This is a genomic window from Bacillus sp. SW14 (genome assembly GCF_047608225.1).
Taxonomy (GTDB): Bacteria; Bacillota; Bacilli; order Bacillales; family Bacillaceae; genus Bacillus; species Bacillus subtilis_G.
Genome location: NZ_JBLKRW010000001.1, coordinates 57,501 through 77,500, shown reverse-complemented (window position 1 = coordinate 77,500; position 20,000 = coordinate 57,501). Strand labels below are relative to the sequence as shown.

The following is a 20,000-nucleotide window of genomic DNA, read 5'->3' as shown; positions in this document are numbered from 1 at the left end:
CTCAGGGTTAGTCGGGACCTAAGCCGAGGCCGAAAGGCGTAGGCGATGGACAACAGGTTGATATTCCTGTACCACCTCCTCACCATTTGAGTAATGGGGGGACGCAGGAGGATAGGGTAAGCGCGGTATTGGATATCCGCGTCCAAGCAGTTAGGCTGGGAAATAGGCAAATCCGTTTCCCATAAGGCTGAGCTGTGATGGCGAGCGAAATATAGTAGCGAAGTTCCTGATTCCACACTGCCAAGAAAAGCCTCTAGCGAGGTGAGAGGTGCCCGTACCGCAAACCGACACAGGTAGGCGAGGAGAGAATCCTAAGGTGATCGAGAGAACTCTCGTTAAGGAACTCGGCAAAATGACCCCGTAACTTCGGGAGAAGGGGTGCTCTGTTAGGGTGCAAGCCCGAGAGAGCCGCAGTGAATAGGCCCAGGCGACTGTTTAGCAAAAACACAGGTCTCTGCGAAGCCGTAAGGCGAAGTATAGGGGCTGACGCCTGCCCGGTGCTGGAAGGTTAAGAGGAGCGCTTAGCGTAAGCGAAGGTGCGAATTGAAGCCCCAGTAAACGGCGGCCGTAACTATAACGGTCCTAAGGTAGCGAAATTCCTTGTCGGGTAAGTTCCGACCCGCACGAAAGGCGCAACGATCTGGGCACTGTCTCAACGAGAGACTCGGTGAAATTATAGTACCTGTGAAGATGCAGGTTACCCGCGACAGGACGGAAAGACCCCGTGGAGCTTTACTGCAGCCTGATATTGAATGTTGGTACAGCTTGTACAGGATAGGTAGGAGCCTTGGAAACCGGAGCGCTAGCTTCGGTGGAGGCATCGGTGGGATACTACCCTGGCTGTATTGACCTTCTAACCCGCCGCCCTTATCGGGCGGGGAGACAGTGTCAGGTGGGCAGTTTGACTGGGGCGGTCGCCTCCTAAAAGGTAACGGAGGCGCCCAAAGGTTCCCTCAGAATGGTTGGAAATCATTCGCAGAGTGTAAAGGCACAAGGGAGCTTGACTGCGAGACCTACAAGTCGAGCAGGGACGAAAGTCGGGCTTAGTGATCCGGTGGTTCCGCATGGAAGGGCCATCGCTCAACGGATAAAAGCTACCCCGGGGATAACAGGCTTATCTCCCCCAAGAGTCCACATCGACGGGGAGGTTTGGCACCTCGATGTCGGCTCATCGCATCCTGGGGCTGTAGTCGGTCCCAAGGGTTGGGCTGTTCGCCCATTAAAGCGGTACGCGAGCTGGGTTCAGAACGTCGTGAGACAGTTCGGTCCCTATCCGTCGCGGGCGCAGGAAATTTGAGAGGAGCTGTCCTTAGTACGAGAGGACCGGGATGGACGCACCGCTGGTGTACCAGTTGTTCTGCCAAGGGCATCGCTGGGTAGCTATGTGCGGACGGGATAAGTGCTGAAAGCATCTAAGCATGAAGCCCCCCTCAAGATGAGATTTCCCATTCCGCAAGGAAGTAAGATCCCTGAAAGATGATCAGGTTGATAGGTCTGAGGTGGAAGTGTGGCGACACATGGAGCTGACAGATACTAATCGATCGAGGACTTAACCACACTTTGAATGATGTCACATCTGTTATCTAGTTTTGAGAGAACACTCTCTCTAAAAGGCGGAAAAGCAAGGAAACTCCGCTAAGGGCTCTCACATCCTGTGAGAAACGCCCAGTACCTTCATCCTGAAGGCATTTGTTTGGTGGCGATAGCGAAGAGGTCACACCCGTTCCCATGCCGAACACGGAAGTTAAGCTCTTCAGCGCCGATGGTAGTCGGGGGATTCCCCCTGTGAGAGTAGGACGCCGCCAAGCAAGGTTAAACCCAGCTCATTGAGCTGGGTTTTTTGTTTGTCAACAATGAAGAAGAAATTGTAAAGCGTATTTCGGGAATTTGTTTTCAGTCACTAATAAAAACTGCTGAATTAGTACGTAATCATCACTTATATGCTGGGTTAACAGCTCATACCACCACTCCGTCTCATATCTCGCAATCATCCCTATGTTGTACAAAATTAAATAATGAATGGCCATTTCAGGAAGTCTCAGAAATTGCTCCCTTTGAGAAGGGATATAATATTGATTCTTTCCCATGTCATATAACAAACTGATTGATGTGCATGGCTTCGTGTCTTGCGGTGAAATGTCAAACTGCAGCTCGTGTTCATTTTTCTTTGTAAACGACCATTGAAAATGATGGGACATATATTCGGCAAATCTTGAATCAGACATTTTATAATTGATGACCGCCTCCTCTGGTACAGAAATCCTGTCCTTATCCTTTTCTACTTTTGTCATAAAACGTTCTTTCTGCTGAAAATAGAAAGCATCACTTAGTTCTGGAATCGCCATCAGTAGTTTTTTCATGGTATATCTTTCATCTACAATATCGGATTGTCCGAATAAGTGTTTCATGAAGTGTATGCATAGGCCGTTTCGTTGTATTTTTACTTCATCGTCGCCAAAACAATAATTCTGTTTCTTTCGCTTTCTTGTTGTTACGCCGTGTGCCAGTACTGATGCATGGCTTGGATAATGAGGATCCCGTGTAATTAGACATGCCTTGATAAGCTGTGCCATTCCGTAAAATAAAAGAATCGGCTTGATTTCTAAAGGGGAAGATGAGGCTTGTTTATAAAACGATTCAGCATGCTTTAAGAAATAAATAAACCGTTCACTGTTTTTGAAAGCGTTTTTTTTCGCTTCATCAATGCCGTTTAAAATATAAGTTTTCTCTAGAAATTTCTGGGTTGATTCAACGGAGTAAAATAGCGCTAAGTCTTTCCACTTATGATATGTCATATGTATTTCTTTATCCTTTCCGTTATCTAAATATTTCAACTCTTTTCCGCTTCCTTGACATGCTCTTGGCTAGTTGATAATCTACATATAATATTTTGCCGAAAAGAGGGGGATTTACTAATGTGGGAAAGTAAATTTTCAAAAGAAGGCTTAACGTTCGACGATGTGCTGCTTCTGCCAGCTAAGTCAGAGGTACTTCCGCGTGATGTGGATTTATCTGTAGAACTAACAAAAACGTTAAAGCTGAATATTCCTGTCATCAGCGCAGGTATGGACACTGTAACAGAATCAGCAATGGCAATTGCAATGGCTAGACAGGGCGGCTTGGGCATCATTCATAAAAACATGTCCATTGAACAACAGGCTGAACAAGTTGATAAAGTAAAGCGTTCTGAACGCGGCGTTATCACAAATCCCTTCTTTTTAACTCCTGATCACCAGGTATTTGATGCGGAGCACTTGATGGGGAAATACAGAATTTCCGGTGTTCCGATTGTAGATAACGAAGAAGACCAAAAGCTTGTCGGAATTATTACAAACCGTGATCTTCGTTTTATTTCTGACTACTCAATGAAAATCAGCGATGTCATGACGAAAGAAGAGCTTGTTACTGCACCTGTAGGAACGACTCTTGATGAAGCTGAAAAGATTTTGCAGAAACATAAAATTGAAAAGCTTCCTCTCGTTGATGACCAGAATAAATTAAAAGGTCTAATCACAATCAAAGACATTGAAAAAGTCATTGAGTTCCCGAACTCATCTAAAGACGTTCACGGCCGTCTGATCGTTGGCGCGGCAGTTGGTGTAACCGGCGACACAATGACTCGCGTCAAAAAGCTTGTCGAAGCTAATGTCGATGTTATAGTTATTGATACAGCTCACGGACATTCTCAAGGCGTATTAAACACAGTAACAAAAATCCGTGAAACATATCCTGAATTAAACATTATTGCTGGAAACGTTGCAACAGCTGAAGCGACGAGAGCGCTTATCGAGGCTGGAGTAGATGTTGTCAAAGTTGGAATCGGACCTGGTTCAATTTGTACAACACGCGTGGTAGCAGGTGTGGGTGTTCCGCAAATTACAGCAATTTATGATTGTGCGTCTGAAGCAAGAATGCATGGCAAAACAATCATCGCAGACGGTGGAATTAAATTCTCTGGTGATATCACGAAAGCATTGGCAGCCGGTGGACATGCTGTTATGCTTGGAAGCTTGCTTGCGGGTACGTCAGAAAGTCCAGGGGAAACTGAAATCTACCAAGGCAGAAGATTTAAAGTATACCGCGGTATGGGGTCAGTTGCTGCAATGGAAAAAGGAAGTAAAGACCGTTACTTCCAAGAAGAAAACAAAAAATTCGTTCCTGAAGGAATTGAAGGACGCACACCTTACAAAGGACCAGTTGAAGAAACTGTTTATCAGCTAGTCGGCGGTCTTCGCTCCGGGATGGGATATTGCGGGTCCAAAGATCTTCACGCTTTAAGAGAAGAAGCTCAGTTCATTCGCATGACTGGCGCAGGACTTCGTGAAAGCCATCCGCATGATGTACAGATTACAAAAGAATCACCGAACTATACAATTTCATAATAAATTGTTACAAATTAAAAACATTTGACAGGGTCTCTGACTCTGTCTATTTTTTTTATACTGATTATGATAAAATTTATACTGTTGTGCGTTGAAAATGTCCTTAACGGCTTAATTATAGATAAAGAAAATGAAATACGGAGGTCGTACGATTGAACATCATGAAATGTAAACAGTTATTGATGTCATTGGTTGTATTAACACTAGCTGTCACTTGTTTGGCTCCAATGTCAAAAGCAAAAGCAGCCAGTGATCCAATTGATATCAATGCAGCAGCTGCTATTATGATCGAAGCTTCTTCAGGTAAAATTCTGTACAGTAAAAATGCAGATAAGAGACTGCCAATTGCCAGTATGACAAAAATGATGACAGAGTATCTGTTATTAGAAGCAATTGATGAAGGTAAAGTGAAATGGGACCAAACCTATACACCTGATGACTATGTGTATGAGATTTCCCAAGATAACAGCTTATCAAACGTCCCTCTTCGTAAGGACGGGAAATACACAGTAAAAGAACTATATCAAGCTACAGCAATTTATTCTGCAAATGCTGCCGCTATTGGGATTGCAGAAATCGTTGCGGGTTCTGAAACTGAATTTGTGAAAAAAATGAATGCAAAAGCGAAAGAACTTGGCTTAACAGATTACAAATTTGTTAACGCAACAGGTCTTGAAAACAAAGATCTTCACGGGCATCAGCCCGAGGGGACAAGCGCAGATGAAGAAAGTGAAGTTTCTGCTAAGGATATGGCGACTCTTGCAGATCACTTGATTACTGACTACCCTGAGGTTCTCGAGACCTCCAGTATCGCCAAAACGAAGTTCAGAGAGGGCACCGATGATGAAATGGACATGCCCAACTGGAACTTCATGCTGAAAGGGCTCGTAAGCGAGTATAAAAAAGCGACTGTAGATGGTCTGAAAACAGGTTCTACCGACTCTGCGGGTTCATGCTTCACAGGAACAGCCGAACTCAACGGAATGCGTGTCATTACTGTTGTATTGAACGCAAAGGGCAACCTTCACACAGGCCGTTTCGATGAGACCAAGAAAATGTTCGATTATGCCTTCGACAATTTCTCCATGAAAGAAATGTACGGTGAAGGCGATCAAGTAAAGGGCCATAAAACAATTTCAGTTGATAAGGGTAAAGAGAAAGAAACAGCCATTGTGACAAACAAAGCATTCTCTCTTCCTGTCAAAAATGGTGAAGAAAAGAATTACAAAGCGAAGGTCACATTAAATAAAGATACGCTAACTGCTCCTGTGAAAAAAGGAACGAAGGTTGGGCAACTGACTGCAGAATATACAGGTGATGAAAAGGATTACGGATTCCTTAACAGCAATCTGGCCGGGGTAGACCTTGTTACCAAAGAAAAAGTAGAAAAAGCAAACTGGTTTGTTCTGACAATGCGCAGTATCGGCGGATTTTTCGCCGGCATTTGGGGAAGTATTGTTGATACGGTAACCGGCTGGTTTTAATCAATTGAAAGAGCTCTGATTCATGTTAGGGCTCTTTCGCTTAATATACTGAAAAAACCCAATTTTTAATAAAAAATGATTTTCAAAGCGCTTAAAACCGAATAAAATGATATATATCCATATGAATTATTGGATTTCTAGGATACAATAAGGACTAGAAATCATATAACTATACCTTGATTAGGGGGACCAAAAAATGGCTCAAACAGGTACTGAACGTGTAAAACGCGGAATGGCAGAAATGCAAAAGGGCGGCGTCATCATGGACGTCATCAATGCGGAACAAGCGAAAATTGCTGAAGAGGCTGGAGCTGTCGCTGTAATGGCGCTGGAGCGAGTACCAGCTGATATTCGCGCGGCTGGAGGAGTTGCCCGTATGGCTGACCCTACAATCGTGGAAGAAGTAATGAATGCAGTATCTATCCCGGTAATGGCGAAAGCGCGTATCGGACATATTGTTGAAGCGCGTGTGCTTGAAGCTATGGGTGTTGACTATATTGATGAAAGTGAAGTTCTGACTCCGGCTGACGAAGAATTTCATTTGAATAAAAATGAATACAAAGTTCCTTTCGTCTGCGGCTGCCGTGATCTCGGTGAAGCAACACGCCGTATTGCTGAAGGTGCTTCTATGCTTCGTACGAAAGGTGAGCCTGGAACAGGAAATATTGTTGAGGCTGTTCGCCATATGCGCAAAGTAAACGCTCAAGTGCGTAAAGTAGTTGCGATGAGTGATGACGAACTAATGACAGAAGCGAAAAACTTAGGTGCTCCTTACGAGCTTCTCCTGCAAATTAAAAAAGACGGCAAGCTTCCTGTCGTTAACTTTGCTGCTGGCGGCGTAGCAACTCCTGCTGATGCTGCTCTCATGATGCAGCTTGGTGCTGACGGAGTATTTGTCGGCTCTGGTATTTTCAAATCAGACAATCCTGCTAAATTTGCGAAAGCCATTGTGGAAGCAACAACTCACTACACTGATTACAAATTGATCGCTGAGCTTTCTAAAGATCTTGGTACTGCAATGAAAGGGATTGAAATCTCAAACTTACTTCCAGAACAGCGTATGCAAGAACGCGGCTGGTAGGAATATAGGAGCGCTGCTGACATGTTAACAATAGGAGTACTAGGACTTCAAGGAGCAGTTAGAGAGCATATCCGTGCAATTGAAGCATGCGGCGCGGCTGGTCTTGTCGTTAAACGTCCGGAGCAGCTGAATGACATTGACGGGCTGATTTTGCCTGGTGGTGAGAGCACAACGATGCGGCGTTTGATTGATACGTATCAATTCATGGAGCCGCTTCGTGAATTTGCTGCTCAAGGAAAACCGATGTTCGGGACTTGCGCCGGATTAATTATATTAGCAAAAGAAATTGCTGGTTCAGATAATCCTCATTTAGGTCTTCTGAATGTGGTTGTTGAACGCAATTCGTTTGGCCGGCAGGTTGACAGCTTTGAAGCTGATTTAACAATCACAGGCCTGGACGAGCCTTTTACAGGGGTATTCATCCGCGCGCCGCATATTTTAGAAGCTGGTGAAAATGTTGAAGTTCTTTCGGAACATAATGGCCGTATTGTAGCCGCTAAACAGGATCAATTCCTAGGCTGCTCATTCCACCCGGAGCTCACAGATGATCACCGAGTGACGCAGTTATTTGTTCAAATGGTAGAGGAATACAAGCAGAAAGCACTTGTATAAAACAGTTGAAAGCTGTGGAAACTTATAGTACATTATAAGCACAAATAAAGATCGAAAAGCGTTGACAGGAACTAGTAGGAAGCCTCTCTTTCCAAGAGAGCCGATGGTTGGTGTGAATCGGTGAAAGATGCTGTCTGAATCCATCCTTGAGCGAAATGCTGAAACAAGTAGGCATTTACGGGATAACCGTTATGTTTGAAAGTGGTAGACGAGTCTTTGGCTTGTTTTCAATCAGGGTGGCAACGCGAGAGCTCTCGTCCCTTTATGGGGATGAGGGCTCTTTTTATTTTCGACAAATTTTATAAAAAGGAGTGTTTCGCATGCTTGATACAAAAATGCTGAGAGCAAATTTTCAAGATATTAAAGCAAAGCTTGTACACAAAGGCGAAGACTTAACTGATTTTGATAAGTTTGAGACGCTGGACGATAGACGAAGAGAGCTTATCGGTAAAGTTGAAGAGTTAAAGGGAAAACGGAATGAAGTATCTCAGCAGGTTGCTGTGCTGAAACGTGAGAAAAAAGACGCGGATCACATCATTAAAGAAATGCGTGAAGTCGGTGAGGAGATTAAAAAGCTGGATGAAGAATTAAGAACAGTGGAATCTGAGCTTGATACCATTCTCCTTTCAATCCCAAACATTCCGCATGAGTCTGTCCCTGTAGGTGAAACAGAAGACGACAACATAGAAGTACGTCAATGGGGTAAAAAGCCTTCATTTGATTACGAGGCGAAGCCGCACTGGGATATTGCAGATGAGCTGAGTATTCTTGATTTTGAACGTGCTTCAAAAGTAACAGGAAGCCGTTTCGTTTTCTATAAAGGGTTAGGTGCCCGTCTGGAGCGTGCACTTTATAACTTTATGCTTGATCTGCATGTAGATGAGTATAACTATACTGAAGTAATTCCGCCTTATATGGTAAACCGCGCAAGCATGACAGGAACGGGCCAGCTCCCTAAATTCGAAGAGGATGCATTTAAAATCAGAGAAGAAGATTACTTCTTAATTCCGACCGCGGAAGTACCGATTACAAACATGCATCGCGATGAAATTCTTTCGGGTGACAGCCTGCCGATTAACTATGCGGCATTCAGTGCCTGCTTCCGTTCTGAAGCTGGTTCAGCAGGGCGTGATACACGCGGATTAATCCGTCAGCACCAATTTAATAAAGTTGAGCTTGTGAAGTTTGTGAAGCCTGAAGATTCTTATGAAGAATTAGAGAAGCTTACAAACCAAGCAGAACGAGTTCTTCAGCTGCTCGAGCTTCCATACCGTGTCATGAGCATGTGTACGGGTGATCTAGGTTTTACGGCGGCAAAAAAATACGATATCGAAGTTTGGATCCCAAGCCAAGACACATATCGTGAAATCTCTTCTTGCAGCAACTTCGAAGCGTTTCAGGCAAGACGTGCGAACATTCGTTTCAGACGTGAAGCGAAAGGCAAGCCTGAGCATGTACACACACTGAACGGTTCAGGTCTGGCGGTTGGAAGAACAGTTGCCGCTATCTTAGAAAATTATCAGCAGGAAGACGGAAGCGTCGTAATTCCGAAAGTGCTTCGCCCTTATATGGGGAATAAAGAAGTAATGAAACCATAAAATAATGAAAAGGTGCGCCTGACAAGGTGCGCCTTTTTACCTGTGTAAACAGGACATTTTATAAAAGTGAGAAAAAAGTTTTTGAAAATGCTTGACCATATAAGAACATTCATGATATATTAAGTCTTGTCGATACGGAGGAATACCCAAGTCCGGCTGAAGGGATCGGTCTTGAAAACCGACAGGGGTGTCAAAGCCCGCGGGGGTTCGAATCCCTCTTCCTCCGCCATATTGATTTTAATTCTAATGAAACACAAGCATATATTGGAGATTGTTTTGTCCGTTGCGTTCGTTGCAACGGATTTTTTATTATAATGAAAAAGTGAATCTCAACTGAGATTCACTTTTTTTGATTTTCATGAATAACTGAAGCAATTTGATCTACAATGTTTTCAATTGAGCTTTCGTCGTTAAGCAGATCATAATCCTCAATGCGAAGCTTTAAAACAGGGCAGGCGTTAAAACCGCTTATCCAATTTTCATAGCGTGTATGCATTTCTTCCCAATAAGACCGGCTTGTCTGAAGCTCCATTTCACGGCCTCGTTCTTCAATCCGGTTTAAAATGTTCCCCAGATCTCCTTCTAAATAGATCAATACATCAGGGTGTGGGAAATACGGTGTCATGACCATTGCTTCGAAAAGGCTTGTGTAGGTTTTATAATCAATCTTTGACATTGTCCCTTTGTCAGCGTGCATTTTCGCGAAAATTCCTGTGTCTTCATAAATAGAACGATCCTGTACAAATCCTCCGCCTGCTTCAAAAATCGTTTTCTGTTCTTTGAAGCGTTCAGCTAAGAAATAGATTTGCAGATGAAAACTCCAACGTTCAAAATCATGATAGAACTTTTCTAAGTATGGATTATGATCGACTTCCTCCAGAGAGGTCTTAAATCCAAGCCGTTTAGCCAAAGCTTTTGTTAAAGTCGATTTTCCCACACCTACTGTTCCTGCTACTGTGATAATTGAATTTTTAGGGATGTGATGGTCTTTCATACGATAAGCTCCTTTACATGGGCGGCAATTCGTTCAAAGTCGCTCTTATTCAAAACGAAGTCTTTTGAATCACCATCTATCGTTACAACTGTAAGTTCAGGATCTGCTTCCTGCAGCTGTTTGATGGCGACTTCATAATCTGCGATCAGCTGCTCCAAATAGCTTGTTTCAATTTTCTTCTCAAAGGGGCGTCCGCGTTTTTCAATGCGATGTAACAGGGTGGGCAGACTAGCCTTTATGTAAATGATGAAATTCGGCTTTTGCAGATCATCTGTTAACAGGTGATAAATCTTTTTATATTTTTCCAACTGATGTTGAGAGAGGGTGCGTTCCGCAAAAATCACATTTTTATAAATGTGATAATCAGCTATCACAGGCTGTCCCTTCTTTAAAAAGTAATCAGTGGTGTCTTCAAGCTGTTTGTATCTGTGACAAAGAAAAAACATCTCAAGCTGGAAGCTCCATTCCTCTATATTGTCATAAAACTTATCAAGGTACGGGTTATCCTCAACAATCTCATTGATCATAGGGATTTCGAGCTCTTGTGAGAGCATCGTTGCGAGGGTTGTTTTTCCTGCCCCGATAGGACCTTCTATTGCAATAAAAGGGGCTGTATTCATCGGAATCCTCCTTATTTCTGAAAAACGTTCGTCAGTTGCCGACCTTCATATTGTATCACAACCCTTGGGTGCCCCATGAAAAAAAGACGTTTCTAAATTATCGAAACGTCTTTTTGACAATATTAAATTGATCAGACAGCAGCAGCCAGTTTTGCGGGAAGGAAAGACCCAGTTTCCAATAGCTGATGCCTCTTAAATTCAGCTCTTTAATCAGATTGAATTTTGCTTGGATCGAGCGGGCATCCTCGAACCATACCTCGTGCCTTTTGTTTTCTGCATCAGTATAGCGGAAGAAAGGCGCTTGAGCTGTTTGGTCATACTGAATGGCTGCGTTGTTTTGAACGGCAATGACAAGGGCTTGCTGAGGGCTTATGGCTTTTGCTAGGGGTCCTCCTGCTTTATATGGCAGCGTCCAGTCATACCCATATAAATTCTGGCCCATGACAATTTTATTTGCAGGCATTTCAGTCAAAGCATATTCGATAACATCTCTAACAGGCCCGATTGGAGAAACGGCTTGAGCCGGTCCTCCGCTGTAGCCCCATTCATATGTCATGAGAACAACAAAGTCAACAATTTGGCCATGTGCCCTGTAATCATGAGCTTCGTACCATCTGCCTTGCTGTGTTGCGCTTGTTTTAGGGGCGAGCGCAGTAGAAATTTCAAAACCTTCTCGATGGAAAAGATCCCTTGCTTCACGGAGAAATTGATTATAGGCTTCTCTATCCTGAGGCCGCAAATATTCAAAGTCAAAATGAATATCATAGAACCCATATCTTCTGGCATTCTCGACTATTTCATTTAAAAGTCTTCTTTTCACAGTATTGTCGTTTAAGATGATCCGGCCGAGCTCATCGCTGAATGCCTGATTTTCAAGGTTCGTTATAATCATCATCAATGTCGTGTTTTGATTCTCTGTAATGCTTCTTAAATTCGTTAAAGGCGGGGCGACTAAGGTCCCGTCACGCTGTGCCTGAAAACTGAATGCGCCAAGGTACGTTAAGTAGGGTGACGCTTCCCGGGCCGCCTGCTGAAGATTTTCACTGATTTGATTTCCGCGTGGTTCCAGATAAGCATTTGACTCGATGTCTCGTTTAGGAATGGGTGGAATGTATAAACGGAAACCAATCTGCAGCACGGCATTTAACTGGATGCGGTTAATCCTGGCAAGCTCGGCTGCCGTTGTATTGAACCGCCGCGCGATGGATGTCAGGGTATCACCTTGTTGAACATCATAGAACTGGCCGGCTATTGGAATGACAATGGTTTGTCCGACAACAAGGCTGTCGGGATTCGGTATTTCATTCGTTTCTGCGATTTCACTTACAGTTGTTCTGTATTGTGAAGCGATAGCAGAAAGAGTGTCGCCTTGTTTCACCACATAAATTTGAATGAAAAACGCCTCCTTTCATATCGCTATCAATGTATGAAAGAAAAGCGCTGATCATGTTTATTTTTCAGTAATTTGTTTCTCTGTCGTAATTTCCGCGAAAAGAACATTCTCCATCATGGTTAAGGCAAATTCGTTGTCTTCATCACGATTTGAGGCGATGCAGTCTTTAGGAATCGTGATGCTGTATTCCCTCATGTAAGCGTCATTAGCGGTAAACAGCACGCATATGTTCCCGGCTATACCTGTTAAGATAATATGCTCCACCTGCAATTCGGTAAGGAGAGTGTGAAGGGCTGTTTCGTAAAAGGCGGAATGCTTCGGCTTGATTAAAAAATAATCGGCATCTTCCGGAGCTATTTGTCTGATGATATCTTTGCTTCTTTCATTTGTGCATTCTTGCTGAATATTTTTAATATCAGCTTGCCAAAGTCCGTAATGGTCATTAATGTAAATAATCGGCCAGTCATTTTGTCTCGCATGCTCCTTTAATGATAAAATGTGAGGAACGATTTTTTCTGTTTTTTTAGCGAGGCTTTTCCCCATATCGAATTCAAAATTATTGATTATGTCTACAATGAGAAGAGCTGTGTCTGCTTTGGACAATCGACAGTCTCCTTTCCGTTTTAGTTATAGTTAATATGTAGCCTTTTTAGGCAATGAAAAAACTTTGAAAAGAGAGCTTACCCTTATGACACAAGATGAAATTTATATGAAAGAAGCAATTAAAGAAGCGAAAAAAGCTGAAGAGAAAGGTGAAGTGCCAATCGGCGCAGTGCTTGTCATGAATGATGAAATTGTATCGCGTGCACATAATTTAAGAGAGACGGAGCAGCGGTCAATCGCTCATGCGGAAATGCTTGTGATTGATGAAGCGTGTAAGACGCTGGAAACATGGCGGCTGGAGGGTGCGACCCTTTATGTGACACTTGAGCCTTGTCCGATGTGTGCCGGTGCCGTCGTGCTTTCGCGAGTGGAAAAAGTGGTATTTGGTGCATTTGACCCTAAAGGCGGCTGTTCAGGCACGCTTATGAATCTTTTACAGGAAGAACGCTTTAACCACCAGGCTGAAGTGGTGAGCGGGGTGCTTGAGGAGGAATGTGGAGAAATGCTCAGTTCGTTTTTTAGAGAACTGCGAAAAAAGAAGAAAGCTTATAGGAAAAACTTGTCTGAGTAGTCCGGTTGCAATTTTTAGGGGGAAACGATATACTTATGTATGCATCGCGATAGATGCGGGAAAAAATTTGATATTTATTTTGCCGTGCTAAGCGGGGAGGTAGCGGTGCCCTGTACCTGCAATCCGCTCTAGCAGGGCCGAACCCCTTCTCGAGGTTCGTTTACTTTAAGGTCTGCCTTAAGTAAGTGGTGTTGACGTTTGGGTCCTGCGCAATGGGAATTCATGAACCATGTCAGGTCCGGAAGGAAGCAGCATTAAGTGAAACCTCTCATGTGCCGCAGGGTTGCCTGGGCCGAGCTAACTGCTTAAGTAACGCTTAGGGTAGCGAATCGACAGAAGGTGCACGGTAAATCAATCATCAAATTTTCAGACTCACCTATTATTAGGTGAGTTTTTTGTTATGTGAAAAGAGCTTTTGGAATCGAAACAAGGTTCATGTATAATGGGATTGATGAATAACGGAGGAGGGCAAACCCGTGAGTTACCAAGCTTTATATCGAGTATTCAGGCCTCAGCGCTTTGAAGATGTGGTTGGACAAGAACACATTACAAAAACGCTGCAAAATGCCCTTTTGCAAAAAAAGTTTTCTCACGCCTATCTGTTTTCCGGGCCAAGGGGAACGGGAAAAACCAGTGCAGCCAAAATATTTGCCAAAGCTGTCAACTGTGAACATGCTCCTGTTGATGAGCCATGCAACGAATGTGCGGCCTGTAAAGGGATAACAAACGGGTCCATATCCGATGTCATAGAAATTGACGCCGCATCTAATAACGGTGTTGATGAGATTCGTGATATTCGCGATAAGGTGAAGTTTGCCCCATCGGCCGTCACATATAAGGTATATATCATAGATGAGGTACATATGCTTTCTATCGGCGCCTTTAATGCGTTACTAAAAACATTAGAAGAGCCGCCTGAGCATTGTATTTTCATTTTAGCGACAACAGAACCGCACAAAATCCCTTTAACCATTATCTCAAGATGTCAGCGTTTTGATTTTAAACGAATTACATCCCAAGCGATTGTCGGGTGTATGAATAAAATTGTTAATGCCGAACAGCTGCAAGTGGAAGAAGGATCACTTGATATCATCGCGAGCGCTGCGGACGGAGGGATGAGGGATGCCCTGAGCCTTCTTGATCAGGCCGTATCATTCAGCGGCGACGAGCTCAAAGTCGATGATGCGCTTCTGATTACTGGGGCGGTTTCTCAATTAAATATAGGAAAGCTTGCACAGTCCCTGCACGACAAAAACGTTTCTGACGCACTGGAAACATTAAACGAACTGCTGCAGCAAGGGAAAGATCCGGCTAAGCTGATAGAGGATATGATTTTCTATTTCAGGGACATGCTCCTGTACAAAACAGCCCCAGGTTTAGAAGGAGTGCTCGAAAAAGTAAAAGTTGATGAAACGTTCCGGGGACTCAGCGAACACATTCCGGCGCAGGCCATATATGAAATGATTGATATTCTGAACAAGAGCCATCAGGAAATGAAATGGACAAATCACCCCCGTATCTTTTTTGAAGTGGCGGTAGTGAAGATTTGCCAAACGTCTCATCAATCAGCAGCTGACCTTCCGGAAGTCGATATGCTGATGAATAAAATTCAGCAGCTCGAGCAGGAAGTGGAGCGGCTTAAAACAACAGGCGTTAAAGCAGCGGCGGAAAGCCCGAAAAAAGAAGCGCCGCGTGTGCCAAAGGGCGGGAAATCGAATTACAAAGCGCCAGTAGGCAGAATTCATGAAATTCTGAAGGAAGCGACGAGACCGGACCTTGATCAGCTGAAAAACAGCTGGGGTAAGCTTCTTGCTCATCTCAAACAGCAAAACAAAGTTTCACATGCGGCTTTGCTGAATGACAGTGAACCTGTAGCTGCCGCCTCAGCGGCATTTGTTCTAAAATTCAAATTTGAAATTCATTGTAAAATGGTCGCCGAGGACAACAACGGAGTCCGAACCAATCTTGAACAGATTTTAGAATCGATGCTCGGAAAAAGAATGGATTTGATTGGCGTTCCAGAAGCACAATGGGGTAAAATAAGAGAAGAATTTTTAGTGGACCATCAGCAGGAAAATGAAGGGTCAAATGAACCGGCTGAAGAAGACCCGCTTATTGCCGAGGCGAAAAAGCTTGTCGGAGCGGATTTAATTGAAATAAAAGACTAACAAAATGAAAGAGAGTGAATGCTATGCGTGGCGGAATGGGAAATATGCAAAAAATGATGAAACAAATGCAAAAAATGCAAAAGGACATGGCGAAGGCTCAAGAAGAGCTTGCAGAACAGGTTGTTGAAGGAACTGCTGGCGGCGGTATGGTTACAGTAAAAGTGAACGGCCAAAAAGAAGTCCTGGATGTTATTATCAAAGAAGAAGTCGTTGATCCCGAAGATATCGATATGCTTCAAGATTTAGTGCTTGCTGCAACGAATGAAGCTTTGAAAAAAGTTGACGAGATCACAAACGAAACAATGGGTCAATTTACAAAGGGAATGAACATGCCAGGTTTATTCTAGGGGGATAAAAGAACATGCAATATCCTGAACCAATATCAAAGCTGATTGACAGCTTTATGAAATTGCCAGGGATCGGACCGAAAACAGCGGTTCGTCTGGCTTTTTTTGTTCTAGGTATGAAAGAAGATGTGGTATTAGATTTTGCGAAAGCCTTAGTAAATGCGAAACGCAACCTGACATATTGTTCAGTTTGCGGGCATATTACAGATCAGGACCCATGCTATATTTGCGAAGACGCGCGCAGGGATAAGTCTGTTATCTGTGTTGTGCAAGACCCTAAGGATGTTATCGCTATGGAGAAAATGAAGGAATACAACGGACAGTATCATGTTCTCCACGGCGCCATTTCTCCAATGGACGGCATCGGACCGGAGGATATTAAAATACCAGAATTGTTAAAACGATTACAGGATGATCAAGTGACAGAAGTGATTCTCGCGACAAACCCTAATATAGAAGGGGAAGCAACGGCGATGTATATATCAAGGCTCTTGAAGCCGTCTGGTATTAAGCTCTCCCGTATTGCCCACGGACTGCCCGTCGGCGGCGATTTGGAATATGCTGATGAGGTCACTCTTTCTAAAGCACTTGAAGGAAGACGTGAATTGTAAGGAGGAAAAAGCGATCCATGGGTTTTCTTCGCAAGAAAACATTGAGAAGAGAGTTTGATGAAAAACTAATTGAGCAGCTTTTTAAGCAAAAGGAAGAATGGAACAGGCAAAAAAAGCTGGTTGAAAAAAGCTTAGAACCGTCAGCTGAAGTGTTATACGAATTGAAAGTAGCTGAAGCGAAGTATTTTTTTTACTTGAGGGAAGCAAAGCAACGAAATTTAAAAATCAGCCGGTGGAAGTAAGTGGTCTAAACTCCTGGGTCTTCTCATAAGCTTGTACTAGAACAAGCGAAGGAGATGAGAAGATTCATGGAGCCTATTTTTATTATAGGGATTATTTTAGGACTGGTTATTCTTCTTTTTTTATCAGGTTCAGCTGGAAAGCCTTTAAAGTGGATTGGCATCACAGCTGTTAAATTTGTGGCGGGCGCTTTGCTGCTGGTTTGTGTAAATATGTTTGGCGGCAGTCTTGGCATTCATGTGCCGATTAATCTTGTCACAACAGCCATCAGCGGGATTTTAGGAATACCGGGAATAGCTGCATTAGTCGTCATTAAGCAATTTATTATTTAAATGATATTATATGTTGACTTTAATAATTGAAGGTGTTATTCTAATATACGTCGCTGATGACGAATCGCTTTTTGAAAAGAAATTATTGAAAAAGTTATTGACGAAAGCGACAAGAAATGTTATGATTATAAAGTCGCCTTAAGAGCGATAACAAAGTTCTTTGAAAACTAAACAAGACAAAACGTACCTGTTAATTCATTTTTATAAATCGCACAGCGATGTGCGTAGTCAGGGGCCTGCACGACGCAGGTCACACAGGTGTCACCGCATCCTGCGGTGAACTTAACCTGTGATCCATTTTATCGGAGAGTTTGATCCTGGCTCAGGACGAACGCTGGCGGCGTGCCTAATACATGCAAGTCGAGCGGACAGATGGGAGCTTGCTCCCTGATGTTAGCGGCGGACGGGTGAGTAACACGTGGGTAACCTGCCTGTAAGACTGGGATAACTCCGGGAAACCGGGGCTAATACCGGATGCTTGTTTGAACCGCATGGTTCAAACATAAAAGGTGGCTTCGGCTACCACTTACAGATGGACCCGCGGCGCATTAGCTAGTTGGTGAGGTAACGGCTCACCAAGGCAACGATGCGTAGCCGACCTGAGAGGGTGATCGGCCACACTGGGACTGAGACACGGCCCAGACTCCTACGGGAGGCAGCAGTAGGGAATCTTCCGCAATGGACGAAAGTCTGACGGAGCAACGCCGCGTGAGTGATGAAGGTTTTCGGATCGTAAAGCTCTGTTGTTAGGGAAGAACAAGTACCGTTCGAATAGGGCGGTACCTTGACGGTACCTAACCAGAAAGCCACGGCTAACTACGTGCCAGCAGCCGCGGTAATACGTAGGTGGCAAGCGTTGTCCGGAATTATTGGGCGTAAAGGGCTCGCAGGCGGTTTCTTAAGTCTGATGTGAAAGCCCCCGGCTCAACCGGGGAGGGTCATTGGAAACTGGGGAACTTGAGTGCAGAAGAGGAGAGTGGAATTCCACGTGTAGCGGTGAAATGCGTAGAGATGTGGAGGAACACCAGTGGCGAAGGCGACTCTCTGGTCTGTAACTGACGCTGAGGAGCGAAAGCGTGGGGAGCGAACAGGATTAGATACCCTGGTAGTCCACGCCGTAAACGATGAGTGCTAAGTGTTAGGGGGTTTCCGCCCCTTAGTGCTGCAGCTAACGCATTAAGCACTCCGCCTGGGGAGTACGGTCGCAAGACTGAAACTCAAAGGAATTGACGGGGGCCCGCACAAGCGGTGGAGCATGTGGTTTAATTCGAAGCAACGCGAAGAACCTTACCAGGTCTTGACATCCTCTGACAATCCTAGAGATAGGACGTCCCCTTCGGGGGCAGAGTGACAGGTGGTGCATGGTTGTCGTCAGCTCGTGTCGTGAGATGTTGGGTTAAGTCCCGCAACGAGCGCAACCCTTGATCTTAGTTGCCAGCATTCAGTTGGGCACTCTAAGGTGACTGCCGGTGACAAACCGGAGGAAGGTGGGGATGACGTCAAATCATCATGCCCCTTATGACCTGGGCTACACACGTGCTACAATGGACAGAACAAAGGGCAGCGAAACCGCGAGGTTAAGCCAATCCCACAAATCTGTTCTCAGTTCGGATCGCAGTCTGCAACTCGACTGCGTGAAGCTGGAATCGCTAGTAATCGCGGATCAGCATGCCGCGGTGAATACGTTCCCGGGCCTTGTACACACCGCCCGTCACACCACGAGAGTTTGTAACACCCGAAGTCGGTGAGGTAACCTTTTAGGAGCCAGCCGCCGAAGGTGGGACAGATGATTGGGGTGAAGTCGTAACAAGGTAGCCGTATCGGAAGGTGCGGCTGGATCACCTCCTTTCTAAGGATATATTACGGAATATAAGACCTTGGGTCTTATAAACAGAACGTTCCCTGTCTTGTTTAGTTTTGAAGGAACTTTGTTCCTTGAATAAGTTAAGATGGGCCTGTAGCTCAGCTGGTTAGAGCGCACGCCTGATAAGCGTGAGGTCGGTGGTTCGAGTCCACTCAGGCCCACCATCTTAAATAAACGGGGCCTTAGCTCAGCTGGGAGAGCGCCTGCTTTGCACGCAGGAGGTCAGCGGTTCGATCCCGCTAGGCTCCACCAACGTGTTCTTTGAAAACTAGATAACAGTAGACATCACATTCAATTAGTAATACAAGATATCACATAGTGATTCTTTTTAACGGTTAAGTTAGAAAGGGCGCACGGTGGATGCCTTGGCACTAGGAGCCGATGAAGGACGGGACGAACACCGATATGCTTCGGGGAGCTGTAAGCAAGCTTTGATCCGGAGATTTCCGAATGGGGAAACCCACCACTCGTAATGGAGTGGTATCCATATCTGAATTCATAGGATATGAGAAGGCAGACCCGGGGAACTGAAACATCTAAGTACCCGGAGGAAGAGAAAGCAAATGCGATTCCCTGAGTAGCGGCGAGCGAAACGGGATTAGCCCAAACCAAGAGGCTTGCCTCTTGGGGTTGTAGGACACTCTGTACGGAGTTACAAAAGAACGAGGTAGATGAAGAGGTCTGGAAAGGCCCGCCATAGAAGGTAACAGCCCTGTAGTCAAAACTTCGTTCTCTCCTGAGTGGATCCTGAGTACGGCGGAACACGTGAAATTCCGTCGGAATCCGGGAGGACCATCTCCCAAGGCTAAATACTCCCTAGTGACCGATAGTGAACCAGTACCGTGAGGGAAAGGTGAAAAGCACCCCGGAAGGGGAGTGAAACAGATCCTGAAACCGTGTGCCTACAAGTAGTCAGAGCCCGTTAACGGGTGATGGCGTGCCTTTTGTAGAATGAACCGGCGAGTTACGATCCCGTGCAAGGTTAAGCAGAAGATGCGGAGCCGCAGCGAAAGCGAGTCTGAATAGGGCGCATGAGTACGTGGTCGTAGACCCGAAACCAGGTGATCTACCCATGTCCAGGGTGAAGTTCAGGTAACACT

At 44.7% G+C, this 20,000-nt stretch carries 16 protein-coding genes, 3 tRNA genes, 4 rRNA genes, 1 other RNA gene and 1 other annotated feature (2 of these 25 cut by a window edge); of the genes, 19 read left to right on the top strand and 5 right to left on the bottom strand.

Going from position 1 to position 20,000, the window contains the following annotated elements; genetic code table 11:
- Positions 1–1,557: ribosomal RNA gene (locus ACMX2I_RS00430) — 23S ribosomal RNA — on the top strand; it begins 1,371 nt to the left of the window's first position.
- A 135-nt stretch (positions 1,558–1,692) separates the two neighbouring features.
- A 5S ribosomal RNA gene (rrf, locus tag ACMX2I_RS00425) occupies positions 1,693–1,808 on the top strand.
- Positions 1,809–1,847: 39 nt separating this feature from the next.
- Here rrf and ACMX2I_RS00420 read toward each other — a convergent pair.
- Positions 1,848–2,795, bottom strand: coding sequence for a YaaC family protein (locus ACMX2I_RS00420; RefSeq protein WP_414958275.1), 948 nt, complete (start codon positions 2,793–2,795; stop codon positions 1,848–1,850).
- 120 nt (positions 2,796–2,915) lie between these two features.
- On the opposite strand from ACMX2I_RS00420, the gene guaB reads away from it, so the two are divergent.
- The 6 genes from guaB to ACMX2I_RS00390 all read left to right on the top strand — a co-directional run bounded on the left by guaB (position 2,916) and on the right by ACMX2I_RS00390 (position 9,386).
- Positions 2,916–4,382, top strand: coding sequence for an IMP dehydrogenase (gene guaB, locus ACMX2I_RS00415; protein WP_202329175.1), 1,467 nt, complete (start codon positions 2,916–2,918; stop codon positions 4,380–4,382).
- 152 nt (positions 4,383–4,534) lie between these two features.
- A complete protein-coding gene (dacA, locus tag ACMX2I_RS00410; RefSeq protein ID WP_414955840.1) occupies positions 4,535–5,866 on the top strand; it encodes a D-alanyl-D-alanine carboxypeptidase in 1,332 nt (443 codons plus the stop codon).
- Positions 5,867–6,062: 196 nt separating this feature from the next.
- Positions 6,063–6,947 carry a pyridoxal 5'-phosphate synthase lyase subunit PdxS gene (pdxS, locus tag ACMX2I_RS00405; protein ID WP_087992034.1) on the top strand — a complete coding sequence of 295 codons (885 nt, stop codon included), beginning with the start codon at positions 6,063–6,065 and terminating at the stop codon, positions 6,945–6,947.
- A 21-nt stretch (positions 6,948–6,968) separates the two neighbouring features.
- Positions 6,969–7,559 (top strand): pyridoxal 5'-phosphate synthase glutaminase subunit PdxT, encoded by a 591-nt coding sequence (gene pdxT, locus ACMX2I_RS00400; protein WP_087992033.1) that lies wholly within the window; start codon positions 6,969–6,971, stop codon positions 7,557–7,559.
- A 52-nt stretch (positions 7,560–7,611) separates the two neighbouring features.
- Positions 7,612–7,824 (top strand) — a binding site (T-box leader).
- Positions 7,825–7,879: 55 nt separating this feature from the next.
- Entirely contained in the window at positions 7,880–9,157 is a 1,278-nt protein-coding gene (gene serS, locus ACMX2I_RS00395) for a serine--tRNA ligase (protein WP_414955839.1), read from the top strand.
- Positions 9,158–9,293: 136 nt separating this feature from the next.
- Positions 9,294–9,386, top strand: a tRNA-Ser gene (locus ACMX2I_RS00390).
- A gap of 111 nt (positions 9,387–9,497) precedes the next feature.
- Here ACMX2I_RS00390 and dck read toward each other — a convergent pair.
- The 4 genes from dck to ACMX2I_RS00370 all read right to left on the bottom strand — a co-directional run bounded on the left by dck (position 9,498) and on the right by ACMX2I_RS00370 (position 12,767).
- Entirely contained in the window at positions 9,498–10,151 is a 654-nt protein-coding gene (gene dck, locus ACMX2I_RS00385; RefSeq protein ID WP_414955838.1) for a deoxyadenosine/deoxycytidine kinase, read from the bottom strand.
- Positions 10,148–10,771 carry a deoxyguanosine kinase gene (gene dgk / locus ACMX2I_RS00380; protein ID WP_087992030.1) on the bottom strand — a complete coding sequence of 208 codons (624 nt, stop codon included), beginning with the start codon at positions 10,769–10,771 and terminating at the stop codon, positions 10,148–10,150. Before dgk ends, dck begins: the two co-directional genes overlap by 4 nt.
- Positions 10,772–10,868: 97 nt before the next feature.
- The gene (locus ACMX2I_RS00375) at positions 10,869–12,152 is read right to left on the bottom strand and encodes a LysM peptidoglycan-binding domain-containing protein (RefSeq protein ID WP_414955837.1); all 1,284 of its coding nucleotides are present in this window, start codon (positions 12,150–12,152) and stop codon (positions 10,869–10,871) included.
- 69 nt (positions 12,153–12,221) lie between these two features.
- Positions 12,222–12,767 (bottom strand): isochorismatase family cysteine hydrolase, encoded by a 546-nt coding sequence (locus ACMX2I_RS00370; RefSeq protein ID WP_414955836.1) that lies wholly within the window; start codon positions 12,765–12,767, stop codon positions 12,222–12,224.
- Between the two features lie 85 nt (positions 12,768–12,852).
- Here ACMX2I_RS00370 and tadA point away from each other — a divergent pair, with 85 nt between their 5' ends.
- The 11 genes from tadA to ACMX2I_RS00315 form a co-directional block, all read left to right on the top strand.
- Positions 12,853–13,338 carry a tRNA adenosine(34) deaminase TadA gene (tadA, locus tag ACMX2I_RS00365; protein WP_414955835.1) on the top strand — a complete coding sequence of 162 codons (486 nt, stop codon included), beginning with the start codon at positions 12,853–12,855 and terminating at the stop codon, positions 13,336–13,338.
- A gap of 82 nt (positions 13,339–13,420) precedes the next feature.
- Positions 13,421–13,685: signal recognition particle sRNA large type (gene ffs, locus ACMX2I_RS00360), an RNA gene on the top strand.
- A gap of 129 nt (positions 13,686–13,814) precedes the next feature.
- Positions 13,815–15,506, top strand: coding sequence for a DNA polymerase III subunit gamma/tau (gene dnaX, locus ACMX2I_RS00355; RefSeq protein ID WP_289346267.1), 1,692 nt, complete (start codon positions 13,815–13,817; stop codon positions 15,504–15,506).
- 23 nt (positions 15,507–15,529) lie between these two features.
- The gene (locus ACMX2I_RS00350; protein WP_024713930.1) at positions 15,530–15,853 is read left to right on the top strand and encodes a YbaB/EbfC family nucleoid-associated protein; all 324 of its coding nucleotides are present in this window, start codon (positions 15,530–15,532) and stop codon (positions 15,851–15,853) included.
- Positions 15,854–15,867: 14 nt separating this feature from the next.
- Positions 15,868–16,464: a recombination protein RecR gene (gene recR, locus ACMX2I_RS00345; protein WP_148964517.1), complete on the top strand. Its 597-nt coding sequence runs from the start codon at positions 15,868–15,870 to the stop codon at positions 16,462–16,464.
- A gap of 17 nt (positions 16,465–16,481) precedes the next feature.
- The gene (locus ACMX2I_RS00340) at positions 16,482–16,706 is read left to right on the top strand and encodes a YaaL family protein (RefSeq protein ID WP_014112283.1); all 225 of its coding nucleotides are present in this window, start codon (positions 16,482–16,484) and stop codon (positions 16,704–16,706) included.
- Between the two features lie 66 nt (positions 16,707–16,772).
- Positions 16,773–17,036, top strand: coding sequence for a sigma-K factor-processing regulator BofA (bofA, locus tag ACMX2I_RS00335; RefSeq protein ID WP_087992024.1), 264 nt, complete (start codon positions 16,773–16,775; stop codon positions 17,034–17,036).
- 299 nt (positions 17,037–17,335) lie between these two features.
- Positions 17,336–18,885 (top strand): 16S ribosomal RNA (locus ACMX2I_RS00330).
- Positions 18,886–18,987: 102 nt separating this feature from the next.
- Positions 18,988–19,064 (top strand) — tRNA-Ile (locus tag ACMX2I_RS00325).
- A gap of 12 nt (positions 19,065–19,076) precedes the next feature.
- A tRNA-Ala gene (locus ACMX2I_RS00320) sits at positions 19,077–19,152 on the top strand.
- A gap of 81 nt (positions 19,153–19,233) precedes the next feature.
- Positions 19,234–20,000: ribosomal RNA gene (locus ACMX2I_RS00315) — 23S ribosomal RNA — on the top strand; it runs 2,161 nt beyond the window's last position.
- Together the 16S and 23S rRNA genes with 2 tRNA genes alongside form the textbook arrangement of a ribosomal RNA operon.

Coding starts and splice junctions, on each gene's coding strand:
- guaB (WP_202329175.1), top strand. CDS start 2,916: ATGTGGGAAAGTAAATTTTCAAAAGAAGGCTTAACGTTCGACGATGTG.
- ACMX2I_RS00340 (WP_014112283.1), top strand. CDS start 16,482: ATGGGTTTTCTTCGCAAGAAAACATTGAGAAGAGAGTTTGATGAAAAA.
- ACMX2I_RS00420 (WP_414958275.1), bottom strand. CDS start 2,795: ATGACATATCATAAGTGGAAAGACTTAGCGCTATTTTACTCCGTTGAA.
- pdxT (WP_087992033.1), top strand. CDS start 6,969: ATGTTAACAATAGGAGTACTAGGACTTCAAGGAGCAGTTAGAGAGCAT.
- serS (WP_414955839.1), top strand. CDS start 7,880: ATGCTTGATACAAAAATGCTGAGAGCAAATTTTCAAGATATTAAAGCA.
- tadA (WP_414955835.1), top strand. CDS start 12,853: ATGACACAAGATGAAATTTATATGAAAGAAGCAATTAAAGAAGCGAAA.
- pdxS (WP_087992034.1), top strand. CDS start 6,063: ATGGCTCAAACAGGTACTGAACGTGTAAAACGCGGAATGGCAGAAATG.
- bofA (WP_087992024.1), top strand. CDS start 16,773: ATGGAGCCTATTTTTATTATAGGGATTATTTTAGGACTGGTTATTCTT.
- recR (WP_148964517.1), top strand. CDS start 15,868: ATGCAATATCCTGAACCAATATCAAAGCTGATTGACAGCTTTATGAAA.
- dck (WP_414955838.1), bottom strand. CDS start 10,151: ATGAAAGACCATCACATCCCTAAAAATTCAATTATCACAGTAGCAGGA.
- ACMX2I_RS00350 (WP_024713930.1), top strand. CDS start 15,530: ATGCGTGGCGGAATGGGAAATATGCAAAAAATGATGAAACAAATGCAA.
- dgk (WP_087992030.1), bottom strand. CDS start 10,771: ATGAATACAGCCCCTTTTATTGCAATAGAAGGTCCTATCGGGGCAGGA.